The following is a 16,282-nucleotide window of genomic DNA, read 5'->3' as shown; positions in this document are numbered from 1 at the left end:
AAGAAGCGAGACGTAAAGTGATCGAACGACGAGATTTCAGCGGGTGTATGAAAGGTAAAAACCTGCGCTATGTGGAAGAGACCCGGAGTGAGCCGACGGCCCATGCCCGGGCAGGATTTTTACTGCTCGAGCACTTCTCGTTGCCTGCATTTACGCAAGCGCTCGATACGATAGTCACTGCCAACCTTTTGCGTCCAACGTTGTTCTCTTCACGAACCTTCGGGGTGCAGGACGGAGAGGTGACCAGCGACCTTGGCCTGGTCATTCGACCGGATGCGCGTTTGGACGTGGCGGCACTCAAAGACCTTGATTTGCTGGTGATATGCGGCGGCTATCGCACCGAACTCAAAGTCAATCACGAGCTGATCAGCATCCTTAAAACGGCATCGGAACTGGGTATCACCCTGGCCGGACTGTGGAATGGGGCGTGGTTTTTGGGCGTGTCAGGTTTGCTTGAGGGGTATCGTTGTGCGATTCATCCCGAACACCGACCTGCGCTCGCAGAAATTTCAAAAGTCACGCATGTCACCAGTGAAGCATTTGTCATGGATCGAGACCGGCTGACGGCTTCGAGTCCGGCGGGTGCCTATCATATGGCTCTCGAGTGGATCAAAGGACTGCACGGCAAGGCACTTGTCGAGGGCATCGAAGACATTCTGTCTTTCGAAGAGTCGCGGTATCGGCGTATCAAACCGACACAGAATATCTCGTTGAGTGCCCCCCTCAAAGAGGTGGTCAAGCTGATGGACGCCAACCTGGAAGAACCGTTGCAAATGGACCAACTGGCGGTCTATGCCGGACGCTCCCGTCGACAAATAGAGCGCTTGTTCAAAGAGCAACTGGGTACCACGCCGCAACGGTATTACCTGGAATTGCGTATTACCGAAGCACGGCGATTACTTCAGCACACAGAGCTGTCTCAGGTTGACGTGCTGGTTGCGTGCGGCTTTGTTTCACCGAGCCATTTCAGTAAATGCTACAGCTCGTACTTCGGTTACCGGCCTTCGAGAGAAACGCGGATGGTGAAGTAAAAACCGGGCTGTCGAAAAAAAATCAGGGAGGAGGGCATGACCGAGTTGCGATTGAAGTGTGACCGAACAAAAAATGCCGCGCCCACCGTTGCTGCGAGTCCTGGCGTCGCAAGGCCCCAACTCGGGATTTTTTTATGCCTGCTTTCAATGCTTATCTTTGCGAGCCAGGACGGAATAACCAAGTTGCTTGTCAATGACTTCCCGGTTGCCCAACTGGTCATGGTGCGCTATTGGGTGTTTGTCGTTTTTGCCCTCGGATATGCCGCCTACCAAGGTAGGGGCAAAGAGTCATTTCGCAGTAAGCACCCTTGGCTCCAAATCATTCGAGCGCTGTTAGCCGTGGGTGAAACCATACTGTTTGCAGTGGGGCTACGATATTTGGGCCTGGCCGAAATGCATGCGCTCTATGCCGTATTTCCGCTGATGGCACTGGCATTGGCGGGGGCCGTGCTTGGGGAGTTCATAGGTCTGCGGCGCTGGATTGCCGCCGCCATAGGGTTCACCGGGACACTGATCATCCTTCGACCAGGCGCGGGCGTTTTTGAACTCGCGGCGCTGATTCCCCTGCTGGCTGCTTTAGCATTCGCGGTGTTCAACGTACTGACGCGCCGGATTAGCCAGCACGACGCCTTTGCTACGAACATGCTCTTTATGGCAAGTGTGGGTGCCCTGACAGTCACATTTGCGGGGCTACCCGCATGGGTTTCTCCGACTCCGGTCCAGGGCCTCTTGATGGGGATCCTGTCATTGACGGGCGTAGTCGCTCAGATTCTGTTCATTCAAGCACTGAAATACGCAACCGCTTCTACCCTGCAGCCTTTCAACTATGCGCTTCTGGTGTTCGCCACTTTGATTGGTGTGATCGTCTTTGCCGAGCGCCCCGACACATGGGTAGTTGTCGGAGCAACGTTGGTGATTATCGGTGGGCTGTATGCGATTAAAGCCAAGGCGTGAGCACTCAACGCGTGCCCGTCACGAAATTTTGCAGCGCAGGAGAGTCAGTGACTCCCTCCATTGCAAGTCAGGCTGTCAGGCTGATTCGATCAAAACGGCAGTGGCAGTTTCGCTGTGCGCCCCCCATCCACCACGAGCACCTGCCCGGTAATGAAGGCCGATGACTGCGAAGCGAGGAAAACGACTGTCCCGCCGACATCCGCCGGCAACCCGGTGCGTCCGACCGGGTGAAGGCGCTGGAGTGCCTGGCGCGCCGCGTGCGGATCAGCTTGAGCGGCGAGATATGCATCACTCAACTCGGAGTTTATCCACCCTGGAGCAATGGCATTGCAGCGAATGCCGTCCCGTCCGAGATCGACTGCCAAGGCTCGGGTCAGCCCATGGATGCCAGCCTTGGAGGCACAGTACGCGGCATGTTCAGGGTTGGCGCCTATTCCTTCGATCGACCCGATGTTGATGATGCTGCCACCGCCTCGCTGACGCATCTGAGGCACCAACGCCTTGCACAAGAACGCTGGTGCCCGCAGATTGACAGCCATCATGCGATCCCAGTCCTGCTCGGTCATCTCATCAATCGATTTTTCGAACATGAACCCTGCATTATTCACCAGGACATCGACTCCGCCGAGCTGCTCCCGGGCTATTTGCGCGATCAAACCGGGGGACTCCACCGCAGCGAGATCTGCCTCGACGAAATAGACCTGAGGGTGATTTTGCAAGTCGGCGTCCAGTGCCTGACGCTGAGCGATCAACACCGTAGCTCCCGCCACAAGCAATTGTTCGGTGATGCCTCGGCCAATCCCTCTGCCGCCCCCGGTCACCACTACATTTTTACCGTTGAGCATAGCTACTTCTCCTTAGCCGGACACCGGCTTGGCGCCTGTGACTTCTACCGTTTCACCGGCGATGTACCTGGCCTCGTCGGACGCCAGAAATGCGATGACATCCGCAATGTCTTCGGGCTCGGCGATACGGCCTAGCGGCACGCTCTTGTTTAACTCTTGCACGGCTTTGTCCGGATCCAGGCCGCGACGTTCAAAGCCGCTGCGTATCATCGGGGTATTGATTTCGTGCGGGCACACGGCGTTGACACGGATGCCCAAAGGGGCGCAATCGCGGCCCAGATTTTTGGTCAAAGCCGCGACGGCCCCTTTGCTTGTGCAATACGCCACGTGGGCGGGGCCTGGATAAATTCCCCAGACAGATGATGTGTTGACGATTGCGGCGCCCGGGCGATTTTTCATGTGCGGTATCGCGGCACGGCAGATGAAGAACACCGCATTCAGGTTTACGCCCATGGCGTCGAACCACATGTCGTCAGTGGTTTCCTCTATCGTGCCGCGGGGAATGATGCCCGCATTGTTCAATACGATATCGATCCCCGAAAAAACATCGACGGCCGTTTGGACAATCGCTTCGCAATATTCTTTTCGGCGTAAATCGCCTGCCACGTAGTGCACTTCGGCGCCCAGGTCACGAACTTTGGCTGAGATTGATTTGCAACCGGCTTCGTCAAGATCAGATAAAACAAGCTTTGCGCCTTCTCGGGCGAACAATAACGCCAATGCCTGTCCGACACCGCCAGCAGCGCCGGTAATGACCACCACCTTATTATTGAATTTCATAGGGCAACCTAATAGTTTTTGGTGCAGCCATTATTTAATTTCAATGGAATGCAGCGTCCAATAACTTTTTTACAGGGCCAAAGATAACGTGGCGTTATCCTGAAATTTTTGACTCGATAGTTTTTTCTGGTGTCCGCGAAGTCTTGATAAAAGTGTCCGCACTTTTTCAAAAAGTTAATTGATTCGGATCATTGATGACGTGCTCAATTGATTTGGCGATTGATCGTCTCGAAAATGTACGCCCCTGTACATGCCGTGTACGCCACGGATCCTGAGGTGTACAGTGGCGAAGAATTTTCAAATAAAGGTGCACCCGAATGTCACAGACAGGAAGGGCGAAAACCAAAGCGCAGGATGCCGGCTGGCGAGGCTCCGTCGATGTTTGGCTGGACGCCGCCTACGATGCTCTTAAAGAGTCGGGTGTGGATGCTGTGCGGGTGATGCCGCTGGCCAAACGCTTGAATTTGTCCCGTACCAGCTTTTACTGGTTCTATGAAGATCGCGAACAGCTGCTCGCGGCACTCCTGGCTCGATGGCGGGACAAGAACACCGGCGGTATGGTCAGCCAATGCGAGAGTTACGCAGAAAGTATTTCCGAAGCGATTCTAAATGTCTTCGAATGCTGGGTGAACCCTGAACTGTTCGACTCGCAGTTCGAATTTGCCGTGCGCAGTTGGGCGCTGCAATCGGACGAGGTCACTGCTGAAATCGCTCTGGCCGATGAAACCCGGATGAATGCCCTGGCCGCGATGTTTCGACGGTTTGGCTACGACGGCGAGGGGGCCGATGTTCGGGCCAGGACGATCTACCTCACGCAGATCGGCTACATCTCCATGAAAACCAATGAAGATATCGTCGTACGATTTCGACGGATTCCTCAGTACGTGAGTGTGTTTACCGGCAAAGTACCCAAGCGGCGCGAGCTGGACCGCTTTTATGGAAAGTTCGGCTACGCGGAAAAAGAGCCTGGCGTTTTCGTTCCCTTGGTCGATACATTCGAGGAGTCGACTGCCGATGGAGAATAGAACTCTGGGCATCATCGGGGGCACCGGCTGGCTCGGCCGCGCTATCGCCCAGGCGCTGCTCGATAGCGGGTTCATCGGGCCTGACCGTTTGCTGATCTCGAACCGCTCCGGCGTCAGTACCTTCGAGCCAGGCGTGAGACTGCAGGCCGACAACCAGCAGTTGGTGGACCTCAGCGATATTGTCGTGCTGTCCATTCGGCCGGAGCAGTTTCGTGAACTGCGGATCAACGTTCGCGGCAAGCTGGTGATTTCCCTGATGGCCGGAGTTCCGGCGGCAACCATCAGCGCGGCCACCGGTGCGGATGCAGTGGTGCGGGCCATGCCGAATGCGGCCGTGGACATCAGGCAGTCGTTCACGCCCTGGCACTGTACCGGAAACCTTGTTGAACGCGATCGCCAGTGGGTGCAACGACTGTTCGAGTGCGTGGGTTCAGCGGACGAAGTGCCTGATGAAGACTGTATCGATTACCTCAGCGCGCTGTCCGGGACTGGGCCGGCCTTTCCGGCAATGTTGCAAATGGCACTGACTAATCAGGCGGTGGCTGCGGGAATTCCCCTTGCCATCGCCCAGCGCGCTGCACAAGGCGTGGTGGTGGGGGGCGGCCAGATGCTTGCCAGCCGCGATCCGCGGCAAATGATTGAGTCGTTGATGGCTTACCGTGGTGTGACGGCAGCAGCGCTGCAGTCGATGGCCGATCAGGATATCGAATCCATTGTGGGGCGGGCAGTCAATGCAGGCGCTGAGGTTGCGCGGCGGGGAATGTAGCCGGGGCAGGGGATATACAGTGAAGGCCCGCTGAAGGGCCTTCACTGCAGAAGGCGTCATGGGACGCTCCGTGCGGCCCTTGACCGCGCCAGACGTGCCAGGGATTCAGATTTCTTTCACCAGGCGCAAAGCGTCGTAGATGGCCGCGTGGGTGTTGCGAGCAGACACGGCGTCGCCGATCCGGAACAGCTGGAAGCGTCCTTCGGGATGGGTGACGATGTTCTGTGCCGTGCCGGCGATCAGGTCATGCTGCTCTACTGCGCCGCCATTGGTGGAGAGAGGACGCAGGTCGAAGTACAAATCGTCCAGCGGAAGGGTGCCGTGGTTGACGACCACCTGATCGACCACGCGCTGCTTGTGAACCTGTCCGTAATCGCTGCCAAAGGTTGCAACGAGCCCGCCATCACGTTTTTCCACGGTATCGACCCGGTAGGTCACGGTGAAGGTGACGTCCAGATCCTGCAGGCTGCGCATGTAGGGCACCAGGTTCATGGCCATGACTTCAGGTGCGAACGAGCGATCAGGGGTGACGATTTCGACTCTCGCACCGCTTTGCGCGATGACCTCGGCGGCCTGCAGGGCTGCATGATCCCCTGCATCGTCGAAGATCAGTACGTTGCGACCGGGCTTGATGTCGCCGGAAATGATGTCCCAGGTTGAAACCACGAGTTCGTTGCCTTTGCTGAGCACCTCGGTATCCGGCAGGCCGCCGGTCGCGACGATAACCACGTCAGGCTCGAAGGCTTGCACAGTGTCGGCTTCGGCCCAGGTATTGAAGTGAAACTTCACCCCCAGCCGTTCGCATTGCGCCATCCGCCAATCAATGATGCTGATCATCTCGCGACGACGCTCGCTCAGCGCGGTCAGACGAATTTGCCCACCGGGTTGGTCAGCGGCCTCAAGCACCGTCACGTCATGACCGCGCTCACCGGCGACCCGCGCCGCTTCCAGCCCGGCAGGGCCGGTACCGACCACGAGCACCTTGCGCTTGACGGCGGCTTTGGGAATGTCATGAGGCATGGTGGTTTCCCGCCCCGTCGCTGCATTGTGGATGCAGTAGGCCGCGCCGCCCTGGTAGATGCGATCCAGGCAATAGTTGGCGCCCACGCAGGGGCGAATGTCTTCTTCGCGCTTCTCGATGATTTTGCGCACGATGTGCGGATCGGTCATGTGCGCGCGGGTCATGCCCACCATGTCCACTTTGCCCGAGGCGATCGCGTAGCGCGCGGTGGCGACATCGGGAATCTTCGCCGCGTGGAAGGTCGGAAAGCCTGTCGACGAGCGGATCTCGCCAGCGAAATCGAGATGGGGCGAGTTGCGCATACCCTGAATCGGGATGACATCGGTCAGCCCTGCATCCGTATCGATGTGACCGCGCACGACGTTCAGGAAGTCGACCAGTCCGCTGTCCTTGAGCATGTGAGAAACCTGCATGCCCTCGCTGGCAGTGAAGCCGCCAGGCAGTTCTTCATCACCGGTGTAACGAACGCCCAGCAGAAAATCTTCGCCTACACGCTGGCGGATGCCACGCAGGATGTCGAAGGTAAAGCGCATGCGGTTTTCCAGCGACCCGCCGTAAGGGCCGTCGAGATCATTGGTCAACGGCGACCAGAACTGGTCCATCAAATGCCCGTAAGCCTGAAGCTCCAGGCCATCGAGACCTGCCGCCTTCATGCGTTCCGCGGCGTCTACATAGTCCTTGATGATCCGCTCGATGTCCCATTCCTCCATTTTCTTCGGGAAGGAGCGGTGCGACGCCTCGCGACGGTGTGACGGCGACACCACCGGTAACCAGTCGGCCTTGTCCCAGCGAGTGCGACGGCCCAGGTGAGTCAACTGGATCATCACTGCCGCGCCATGTTCGTGGCATTCATCGGTCAGGTCCTTCAACCAACCAACTACTTCGTCCTTGTAGGCGAGCACATTGTTGAACACCGGCGGGCTGTCTCGGGATACGGCAGCGGAACCGGCAGTCATGGTCAGGGCGACACCGGCTTTGGCGCGCTCCACGTGGTAGGCGCGATAGAGATCCTTGGGCATGCCGTCCACAGGGTAGGCCGGTTCATGGGAGGTGGTCATGATCCGGTTTCTGAGGGTCAGATTCTTGATTTTATAAGGTTGCAGCAAGGGATCGCTGGACATCGTGGTGCGCTCCAAAGTGGGCTTCATCAGGCTCGGTGACTTAAAATTAGGATAAATGTACACCTGTGTCAACGATCGATGACACAGGTGTACATTTTGCTTGCGTGCCGAAAAAACCAGGATTAACATCCGCCCAAACAAGGACGAATGTAGCTCGTCCGCGTCTGTCATCCATTTAGAAGGAGAGAAGCGTGACTGAGTTATTTGATATTCGTTTGGCCAGCAAACAAACTGCCTTCACTGAAATCCCGGTCATAGATATTTCGCCACTCATAAACGGCGAAAATCCGCTGCGGGTGGCAAGCCAGATAGGCGAAGCGTGTGAAAAGGTGGGTTTTTTTTATATAAAAAACCATGGCGTTTCGCAGCAACTGATAGACGAGATGTACAGGCTCACCAAACTTTTTTTCAAGCTTCCATCCGAAGAGAAGAACACACTTAATATCGTGAACTCCGGGCTAACGCTACGTGGTTACATCCCGATGTATGCGGAAAACGTAGATCCTGCCAATACGCGCGACTTCAAAGAGTGCTTTGATTACGGCGCCCATTACGATGAAGTTTCTCCGTTTTTTGGCCCTAATCAAATGCCGTCCGGACTGCCGCAATTCGAAACGGTTGCCGAGGCTTATCATTCAGCTGTATTGGCGCTTGCGAGAACGCTCATCGGCGGCATCGCGCTGAGTCTGGATTTGCCGCACAATTATTTTGAACAACGCCAACGCAAGCCCATCACTATTCAGCGCGTTTTGCGTTATCCGCCTCAGACAGGAAAGGTCTCCCTGGAAGAGATCGGTATTGGTGCACACACGGATTACGGCTTCCTGACAGTCCTGTCTCAAGACACAGTTGGCGGTTTACAAGTCAAGAACCGAGCAGGGGAGTGGGTTACTGCCCCACCCGTTGAAGGCACTTTTATCGTCAACATTGGTGATCTGGTTCAAACCCTCACCAACGATCGCTACACCTCGACAATGCATCGCGTCATCAATACGAGCGGTCTAGAGCGCTATTCAATTCCTTTCTTTATTGATTTGGACTTCGATGCGGTTGTTGAGCCTGTGCCAACCTGCGTGAGTGAGGCTCTACCCGCGAAGTATGAAGCGTACACTTGTGGTAAACACAAATTTAAGCGTTTCGTTGATAGCTATGCGCATCTGAAAGTCGAATAGGGCGTTTTCTATGTGCATCCTGTATATGGCCGACCCCGCCGATGCGCAGAAATGGCGAGATTGCCTGTCAACGCTCGCCCCCGAACTAGAGTTCCGCCAATGGCCTGATATCGGTAACCCGGCAGAGGTGCACTACATCCTGGCTTGGGTGCCTCTTGCCGACATTGCGGAGCAGTTTGGTAATCTTCGACTCCTCTACGCTGCCGGGGCTGGAGTTGATCAGTTCGATCTGGCTCGTTTGCCTGCTAACGTGTCGCTGATACGGCTGGTAGATAGCTCGATGGCTGACATTATGGCCGAGTATGTTCTGTTTGGTGTTCTTGCCTTGCATCGAGACATCCTCGCTTACCAAGTGGATCAGCGCAGTGGTCGCTGGCAACCTCGACCAATCGTGCATGCTTCACAGCGGCGTGTTGGTGTCATGGGGGTTGGCAATCTCGGACGCGCCGCGCTTGATCGCCTTCAGCCATTGGGATTTCAGCTCAGTGGCTGGAATCGCTCTTTGAAGGAAGTGCCCGGTGGTCACTGTTACGTCGGCCCGGACGAACTGGAGGCGTTTTTAGGGCAGTGCGACATCCTAGTGAACATGTTGCCACTGACCCCCGAAACAGACGGAATACTCAATGCCGCGAGGCTCGATTGCCTGCCTCATGGAGCTGGACTGATTAACGTGGGACGTGGCGCCCACGTTATAGAAACGGCTTTGCTTTCCGCGTTGGATGAAGGCCGTTTGGGAGGAGCCGTACTGGATGTACTGGTACAAGAGCCTCCTTCTCAAGACAACCCACTTTGGAAACACCCTCGAGTGCTCCTGACCCCTCATGTTGCAAGCGATGTGCAGATTGAAGGTGGTGTGGCAGTGATAGTTGAGAATCTTCGAAGAGAGCGTGAAGGAATGCCTCTGTTGAATGTGGTTGATCGGTCTAAAGGCTATTAGTTAGGAAGAGGAAGAGTGGAAGCTCCAGTCGAATACCATCGATACTGACCTATAACTTAGCTCAACTAAATGGTTGTTTAGTTTAGTTATAATTTCTGGTTATTAATGAAGGAGGGGAGTTGACCAGATGATCCAGAGGTAACTCATCCTTATTCGCTATCTTCCAAATATGTGCGATATCTTCAAAGCACAGGTGTAATCGATAACAAGCCCCGTAAATAAATGGCTCCAGCCATCCACGGCGGCCATTCAAAGGAGTATGCAATGGATCATTTTCCTAGCTGGATGCTTCAACGCGCTCACAATTACCTGAAAGCCGCTGAGGTTCTGAATGCGCAAAACCTACCGCACGTTGTCCAGGTCAATGCGGCGATTGGCATGGAAATCCTGCTCAAGAGCTTTATTTCCGTACCAGCATCAAGGTACATCCGGCGAGACCTACAAACTCGACGCCGTAGCGTTGGCCGAAGCTCACCAGCATCTGCAAAGCGCCGACAAAGCCAGCCGTAAAACTCCTGATAAGCACGATCTGTTGACGTTGTTCCATGCGATGCTCGAAGCGATTCGGAGCAGCTTGGCCCTGGACAGCCAGGAAGGTTCCTTTGAGAGATTCCGCGACGTGTTCACCAACAGCCGGTATCGGTATGAGTCGAGCAGCGGAAATTTTCCGACCCGGTAGTGATCGAGGCCTGGGCGTGCTTCAAATCTGGCCACCAGATGCTCCCACATCCGTATTGGACGTTACGCATAATGTATATTATGTTAAATCGTGTATTGAGGCAGATCCCCGCTTCACGTTCAGAGGTCCACATTCTCAAAAAATTGTGGCTTTCGATAAAAAAGGAATGCCCTTTCCCGAAGCGTTACAAAACATCAGCCGGCTACCCTAAGGCGACAAGACCGGCGCAGCGAACTTCGCCTACGGGGCATCGAAGGACTCTATAGATCTCAGAAACCACCTGCATCGTTGCGTCTTCGATCGTTCCTTCATTACGGCATAAAACCCAGCCTTGATCTGCAATCGCTCGCTCGAACGCCTTGGTACAAGCGACATGTTCTTCCAGCTTATGGATCACGGTACTGCTCAGCCCACGCCGTCGTGCCGCGGCCCTGGCCCATGAAATTTCAGGCGTGGTGACAACCCCGACATGCAGGTCTGGCACTCGCACGTTTCGATCAATGTTCAACTGTAGAATCTCTGCAAACGGGACTATCCGGCGAAACGCGGCATCAGACGGGTACCAGCGATCGATCAAGATGATGCTGTCTGGTGGCTGTTTAGCCAGCACGTGCCGGGAAATCCAGGTACGGCTATCGGCAAAGCGCTCACAAACCTCCAACTCCAAATCCCGGGTGGGATTTCTCACGAGTTTGTTCACGAGGGCCATTGTTTCACCCCTATAGGGATCGCTTTTTTGCTCGCAAAGTCGGATCACCTTTTTGTTGTCTGCCCTCAGTACTTTCGTAACGGCCTCCAACAGTGTGGTTTTGCCGGCGCCCTTGGGCCCATCTAGAGAAACAAACAGCGGACGATTCATTCTTCACATAACGATTGATATACGGTTTTTTTTCCATCTGGTCGGCCGTGATAACTGGCGGCCAACAATGGGAGATTTGCAGCGGATCAGCGTGAGAGACGAGTACGTCGAGCACTATCTCATGAGCTATCGCCACATCCAACAGCTCTCTCCCCTGCCCTCACCAGTCAGTTTTTTATACTCAGAACGAACATTCCGAGACGCTAGGGTTTGTGCAGCGGCACCCTACTGGTTCGTCCGTCTGCGCGCGAAGTACCTGGCGTCTCAACGTTCTGTCCCTTGAACGCCAGCGAAAAACAGAAAAAAATCGCTAAGGCAAAACCTGTCGGAAACAACCAGATGCTTTTCCAGTCATGGCTGTCCGCCAACGCGTAGTGATCGGTCACTTGCCCGGCGACCCAGAAGCCGATCAGCATGCCCAGACCATAGGTCGCCAGGGTAATCAGGCCTTGGGCAGAGCTTCTGAAGTGTTCCGAGGCTTTGGCATCGGTGTAGATCTGGCCCGAAACGAAGAAGAAGTCGTAGCAGATGCCGTGCAGGGCGATGCCGGTGAACAGCATAAAGGCCAAGTCACCATTGTTTCCGTAGGCGAACAACAGGTAGCGCAAGGCCCACGCCAGCATCCCCACCAAAAGCGCGATTTTGATGCCGAAGCGCTGAATGAACAGCGGCAGGAGCAGCATGAACAGCACTTCCGAGACCTGACCGATGGCCATTTTCGCCGTGGGGTTGGTCATGCCGATGTCCGCCAGAAACGGATTGGCATTCTGGTAATAAAACGCCAACGGAATGCAGATCAAAATGGAGGCGATGAAGAATACCAGGTAGCTGCGGTCTTTGAGCAAGCCCAAGGTGTCCAGCCCAAGCATTTGCTTGAAGCCACCGCTGCCCGACGCTGGCTTCAGGGGTGCGGTGCGCGGCAAGGTGAAGCTGTAAAGGCCCAGAACCAGAGAAGCAACCGCCGACATCAGAAAGGTATTGCGTAATCCGCCTGATGAAATTGCGACTTGAGAGTCCCACGCAAACACAAAGCTGATGACCACACCGGCCACAATCCAACCGAGGGTGCCCCACACGCGAATACGGGAAAATTCCAGGGCCGGGTCGCTCATCTGCCGGAACGCGACCGAATTGACCAATGCCAGGGTCGGCATGTAGGTCATCATGTAGGCCAGTACGAACGGATAGAACGTGCTGAAATCTGGCGCTCGATAAAGCTGATATAGCAACACAGCGCCCACCAGGTGCAGCACGGCGAGGATGCGCTCGGCATTGAAGATACGGTCGGCGATCAAACCGATCACAAACGGCGCGATGATCGCGCCCCAGGATTGTGTCGAGAATGCCATGCCGATCTGCCCGCCGCTGGCGCCCAGATTACTGGCGAGGAATGTACCGAGGGTGACGAACCATCCGCCCCAGATAAAGAACTGCAGGAACATCATGGCGCTTAATCGCGCGGTCATCATGGTCATAACAATCACCGTCTTATTGTTTTTCTTTTTGGAGAGAGGAACGAGCAACGTTTTATTCAGGCATCGGGTAAACCCAGCAGTCGACGATTGAAACCTTCGTCGGACGTCACGCTGGCGAAGTCGTCAAACGCCTTTTGTGTCTTGGTGATCATGTGCTGCTCAATGAACGCCGCTCCTTGCGCGGCACCCTGTGCCGAATCCTTCAAACAACACTCCCACTCCAGCACGGCCCAACCGGCAAAGTCGTATTGCGTCAGTTTGCTGAAGATCGATTTGAAGTCGATCTGGCCATCGCCCAGAGAACGGAAGCGGCCCGGTCGATCGACCCATGCCTGATACCCGCCGTAGACACCCGAGCGGGCATCGGGCCGGAACTCGGCGTCCTTGACGTGGAACATGCGGATGCGGTCGTGGTAGCGATCGATGAAACCCAGGTAGTCCATTTGCTGGAGCAGCAGATGACTCGGGTCATACAGAATGGCGGCGCGTGGATGATGGTCGACAGCCTCTAGAAAACGCTCGAACGAGGCGCCGTCGTGCAGGTCTTCGCCGGGGTGGATCTCGTAGCACAGGTCGACGCCGGCCTCTTCGAAACACTCGAGGATCGGCAACCAGCGCTTGGCCAATTCTGCAAAACCCTGTTCGACCAAACCGCTCGGCCGCTGCGGCCAAGGGTAGAGATACGGCCAGAGCAGCGCGCCGGAAAAGGTCGCATGGGCCTTCAACCCCAACCGCTGACTGGCGCGGGCCGCCAGCTTCAATTGGTCGATGGCCCATTCGGTCCGCGCCTGCGGCTGACCACGTAAGTGCGCCGGGGCAAAGTCATCGAACAAGGCATCGAACGCCGGATGCACCGCTACCAGTTGGCCTTGCAAGTGCGTCGACAGCTCACTGATTTCAACGCCCGCTTGAGCACAGATGGCTTTCAATTCGTCGCAATAGTCCTGACTGTCGGCGGCGCGCGCCAGGTCGATGTATTGCGTGCCCGACGTGGGTAACTGAATGGCCTTGTACCCTTGGGACGCCGCCCAACGAGCAATATTGGCCAGTGTATCGAATGGCGCTTCAGCGGACATGAACTGCGCCAGGAAAATACCTGGCCCGCGCAAGCCTGTCGGGGGTTGGGGCGTAGGGTTCACGGGGGGATTCTCCGGGTTCACGGATGGCAGACCAGTTCGGTCCACTTGGTGTCTCCACGATGGTTGGCGATCACGGCTTCGATGAACGCCATGCCGCGCAGTCCAACTTCGATGCCTGGTACGCCGGGGGCATCGTTGCCTTCGACGTTGCTGCGGATTGCGCTGGCGAAGTCGCCGTAGAGGTTGGCCATGGCCTCCAGATAGCCTTCGGGATGTCCGGCGGGCAGACGCATGCGTCGGGTCGCGGCTTCGCACAACCAGGGTTGACCGACACCCGAACGCAGGATGCGCAAGGGTTGATCAATAGAGCGATGAATCAGGCTCGACGGGTCTTCCTGACGCCATTCCAGCCCGCCCTTGTCACCGTAGACGCGGATCTTCAACGGGTTCTCTTCGCCAGCGCAGACCTGGCTGGCGATCAATACACCGCTCGCGCCGTCGGCCATCTTGAACAGCATCGCGGCGTCGTCGTCCAGTTGCCGGCTTGCAAGGTGCGTATTCAACATCGCACACAGGTGCTTGATGGGTTGGTCTGCCACGAATTCGGCCAATGAAAAGGCATGGGTACCGATATCGCCAATGCAGCCTCCCAACCCTGACTGTTCGGGTTGATCGCGCCAGCCCGCCTGCTTGTTGCCCTGCCCGGCCACATCCTGACTCAACCAGCCCTGGGGATACTCGACGATGACCTTGCGCACCGTGCCGATCACACCGTCGCGAACCATTTCCCGAGCCTGCCAGACCATCGGATAACCGAGGTAGGTGTGGGCCAATCCATAGAGGCGGTCGCTACTCTCCAGCAGCTTTTTGAGGGGTAACAGCTCAGACAGATTCAGCGCCGCGGGTTTCTCGCTGAACACATGAAACCCTGCGCTCAGCGCCTGAGCGGCAATCGGGGCATGCAGGTGATTAGGGGTGACGATGACGAGCAGTTCCATTCGCCGATCGGCGGGTAGCGCGTGCTCGGCATCGAGCATGTGCTGCCAGTCGCTGTAGCAGCGCGAAGCGGGCAATCCCTGCGCCGCACCTGTGTCCTGGTTGTTGCGGGCGTCTCGGCTAAACGCACCGCACACCAGTTCAAAACGACTGTCGAGCGCGGCGGCCTGACGATGGGCTTTGCCAATGAAGGCGCCCTCGCCGCCACCGACAAACCCCATTCTTATTTTTGGCACTGGAACATTCATCGCGACTTTTCTCTGTTTGAGGCGGTGTCAGGCTTATCTTTCACCACGATGTAACCGGTTACATCATGGCGAGAATTTAGGCGCAGTTGTGCGAGGTGTCAAATACCCGGATTAAAATCCACGAACATTTCAGGGCTCGGCCGACCTGCGCTAAGCTCGCCAACCACACAGTTCGATAATGAGGTGGTCTTGTCCAATATCCGTGAAGTAGCCCGGCTTGCCGGCGTCTCGGTGGCCACAGTATCCAGAACACTGAAGTCGCCTGAGCGCGTGCTCCCCGACACTCGGGACAAGGTCAACGCCGCCGTGGAAAAGGCCGGTTATCGACCGAACCTGATGGCGGTGCAGTTTCGCTCGCGCAGAACCGGCAATCTGGTGATTCTGGTGCCGACCATCGCCAATACCTTTTTCGCCCGGGTGATCAGCGGTGCCCAACAGGCTGCCCAGGCCGCCGGGTACCGACTGCTGCTGTGCGACACCCAGGGCCGCGAGGAAGTAGAACGGGAATTCGCCGAGCTGGTGTACGCCCATCAGGCCGACGGCGTGATTCAGTTGCGCGCCTACGACCCTTTTGAAGCCCCCTTCCCCAGCGCTGAGCTACCACCTATCGTCAACGCCTGTGAGGTGATTCAAGGCGGCCGCCATCCGACGATCAGCCTCGATAACCGCGCGGCCGCCAAGGCCATGACCGAGCATCTGATCGAACTGGGCCACCGGCGGATCGGTCTGATCAAAGGCCCGAAAAGCAGCCCGCTGACCCGCGACCGTGTGGCCGGCTATCAGGATGCATTGCGCCAAGCCGGCATCGCGTCCGATCCCGCCCTGATCTGCCACGGTGATTTCAGTTTGAAGGCGGGTCATGACGGTGCTGCAGCGATGCTGGAGCTGTCTGATCGTCCCACCGCGCTGTTTTGCGAAAACGATGAAATGGCCATCGGTGCGTTGAAGCGAATCAAGCAACAGGGCTTGCGGGTACCGGAGGATATTTCATTGGTGGGTTTCGACGACATCCCCTTCGCGGCGTACTGCGATCCGCCTCTGACGACCATCGCGCAACCCGCCGAAGTCTTCGGCCAGAAAGCCGTCGATATGCTGATCTCTCTGATTGAGAAGAAACCGATTGCACAGCGTCATGTGGTATTGCCGTTTGAGTTGACGTTGCGCAATAGCACAGCTGTGGTCAACGAGCGCTGACCACATCCATTTCAGGAGATTTTCTGATCAGGCAAACGCAATCCAGCAGAACCGACAGATCGTCAGGCGTTGCCGGGCGGACGATCATCGCACTTGTTCC

Annotated in this window: 15 protein-coding genes; 8 read left to right on the top strand and 7 right to left on the bottom strand. The window is 56.4% G+C overall.

Annotated elements, in window-relative coordinates; genetic code table 11:
• Positions 1-17: 17 nt before the first annotated feature.
• The gene (locus tag BSF44_RS02700) at positions 18-1,031 is read left to right on the top strand and encodes a GlxA family transcriptional regulator (RefSeq protein WP_172435295.1); all 1,014 of its coding nucleotides are present in this window, start codon (positions 18-20) and stop codon (positions 1,029-1,031) included.
• Between the two features lie 36 nt (positions 1,032-1,067).
• Positions 1,068-1,985 carry a DMT family transporter gene (locus tag BSF44_RS02695; RefSeq protein WP_095942151.1) on the top strand — a complete coding sequence of 306 codons (918 nt, stop codon included), beginning with the start codon at positions 1,068-1,070 and terminating at the stop codon, positions 1,983-1,985.
• 89 nt (positions 1,986-2,074) lie between these two features.
• Here BSF44_RS02695 and BSF44_RS02690 read toward each other — a convergent pair whose 3' ends face one another.
• Together BSF44_RS02690 and BSF44_RS02685 are read right to left on the bottom strand one after the other, a co-directional pair.
• The gene (locus BSF44_RS02690; RefSeq protein ID WP_095942150.1) at positions 2,075-2,830 is read right to left on the bottom strand and encodes an SDR family NAD(P)-dependent oxidoreductase; all 756 of its coding nucleotides are present in this window, start codon (positions 2,828-2,830) and stop codon (positions 2,075-2,077) included.
• 12 nt (positions 2,831-2,842) lie between these two features.
• Positions 2,843-3,610 carry an SDR family NAD(P)-dependent oxidoreductase gene (locus BSF44_RS02685; RefSeq protein WP_095942149.1) on the bottom strand — a complete coding sequence of 256 codons (768 nt, stop codon included), beginning with the start codon at positions 3,608-3,610 and terminating at the stop codon, positions 2,843-2,845.
• 317 nt (positions 3,611-3,927) lie between these two features.
• On the opposite strand from BSF44_RS02685, the gene BSF44_RS02680 reads away from it, so the two are divergent.
• Together BSF44_RS02680 and BSF44_RS02675 are read left to right on the top strand one after the other, a co-directional pair.
• Positions 3,928-4,635 (top strand): TetR/AcrR family transcriptional regulator, encoded by a 708-nt coding sequence (locus BSF44_RS02680; RefSeq protein ID WP_095942148.1) that lies wholly within the window; start codon positions 3,928-3,930, stop codon positions 4,633-4,635.
• Positions 4,625-5,401, top strand: a complete 777-nt coding sequence (locus tag BSF44_RS02675; RefSeq protein WP_095942147.1) for a pyrroline-5-carboxylate reductase — start codon at positions 4,625-4,627, stop codon at positions 5,399-5,401. Before BSF44_RS02680 ends, BSF44_RS02675 begins: the two co-directional genes overlap by 11 nt.
• A 105-nt stretch (positions 5,402-5,506) precedes the next feature.
• Here BSF44_RS02675 and BSF44_RS02670 read toward each other — a convergent pair whose 3' ends face one another.
• Positions 5,507-7,543 (bottom strand): NADH:flavin oxidoreductase, encoded by a 2,037-nt coding sequence (locus BSF44_RS02670; protein WP_095942146.1) that lies wholly within the window; start codon positions 7,541-7,543, stop codon positions 5,507-5,509.
• Positions 7,544-7,734: 191 nt separating this feature from the next.
• On the opposite strand from BSF44_RS02670, the gene BSF44_RS02665 reads away from it, so the two are divergent.
• The 3 genes from BSF44_RS02665 to BSF44_RS02655 all read left to right on the top strand — a co-directional run bounded on the left by BSF44_RS02665 (position 7,735) and on the right by BSF44_RS02655 (position 10,331).
• Positions 7,735-8,715, top strand: a complete 981-nt coding sequence (locus BSF44_RS02665) for an isopenicillin N synthase family oxygenase (RefSeq protein WP_095942145.1) — start codon at positions 7,735-7,737, stop codon at positions 8,713-8,715.
• A gap of 10 nt (positions 8,716-8,725) precedes the next feature.
• Positions 8,726-9,652 (top strand): glyoxylate/hydroxypyruvate reductase A, encoded by a 927-nt coding sequence (locus BSF44_RS02660; protein ID WP_095942144.1) that lies wholly within the window; start codon positions 8,726-8,728, stop codon positions 9,650-9,652.
• Between the two features lie 331 nt (positions 9,653-9,983).
• Positions 9,984-10,331, top strand: a complete 348-nt coding sequence (locus tag BSF44_RS02655; protein WP_224789994.1) for a hypothetical protein — start codon at positions 9,984-9,986, stop codon at positions 10,329-10,331.
• Positions 10,332-10,533: 202 nt separating this feature from the next.
• On the opposite strand, the gene BSF44_RS02650 is transcribed toward BSF44_RS02655, so the two are convergent.
• The 4 genes from BSF44_RS02650 to BSF44_RS02635 form a co-directional block, all read right to left on the bottom strand.
• Positions 10,534-11,190, bottom strand: coding sequence for a dTMP kinase (locus BSF44_RS02650; RefSeq protein ID WP_095942143.1), 657 nt, complete (start codon positions 11,188-11,190; stop codon positions 10,534-10,536).
• Between the two features lie 203 nt (positions 11,191-11,393).
• Positions 11,394-12,665, bottom strand: coding sequence for a nucleoside permease (locus BSF44_RS02645; RefSeq protein WP_095942142.1), 1,272 nt, complete (start codon positions 12,663-12,665; stop codon positions 11,394-11,396).
• A gap of 56 nt (positions 12,666-12,721) precedes the next feature.
• Positions 12,722-13,741: a sugar phosphate isomerase/epimerase gene (locus BSF44_RS02640; RefSeq protein ID WP_256588951.1), complete on the bottom strand. Its 1,020-nt coding sequence runs from the start codon at positions 13,739-13,741 to the stop codon at positions 12,722-12,724.
• Between the two features lie 80 nt (positions 13,742-13,821).
• Positions 13,822-14,988, bottom strand: coding sequence for a Gfo/Idh/MocA family protein (locus tag BSF44_RS02635; protein ID WP_095942140.1), 1,167 nt, complete (start codon positions 14,986-14,988; stop codon positions 13,822-13,824).
• A 189-nt stretch (positions 14,989-15,177) separates the two neighbouring features.
• On the opposite strand from BSF44_RS02635, the gene BSF44_RS02630 reads away from it, so the two are divergent.
• On the top strand, positions 15,178-16,182 hold the full coding sequence (locus tag BSF44_RS02630) for a LacI family DNA-binding transcriptional regulator (RefSeq protein ID WP_095942139.1): 1,005 nt from the start codon (positions 15,178-15,180) through the stop codon (positions 16,180-16,182).
• Positions 16,183-16,282 lie beyond the last annotated feature (100 nt).

The sequence above is a fragment of the Pseudomonas sp. ACN8 genome, from assembly GCF_002303925.1.
GTDB lineage: Bacteria > Pseudomonadota > Gammaproteobacteria > Pseudomonadales > Pseudomonadaceae > Aquipseudomonas.
Note: the sequence above shows the minus strand (reverse complement) of the source record. Positions and strands in the feature narration are given on the sequence as shown.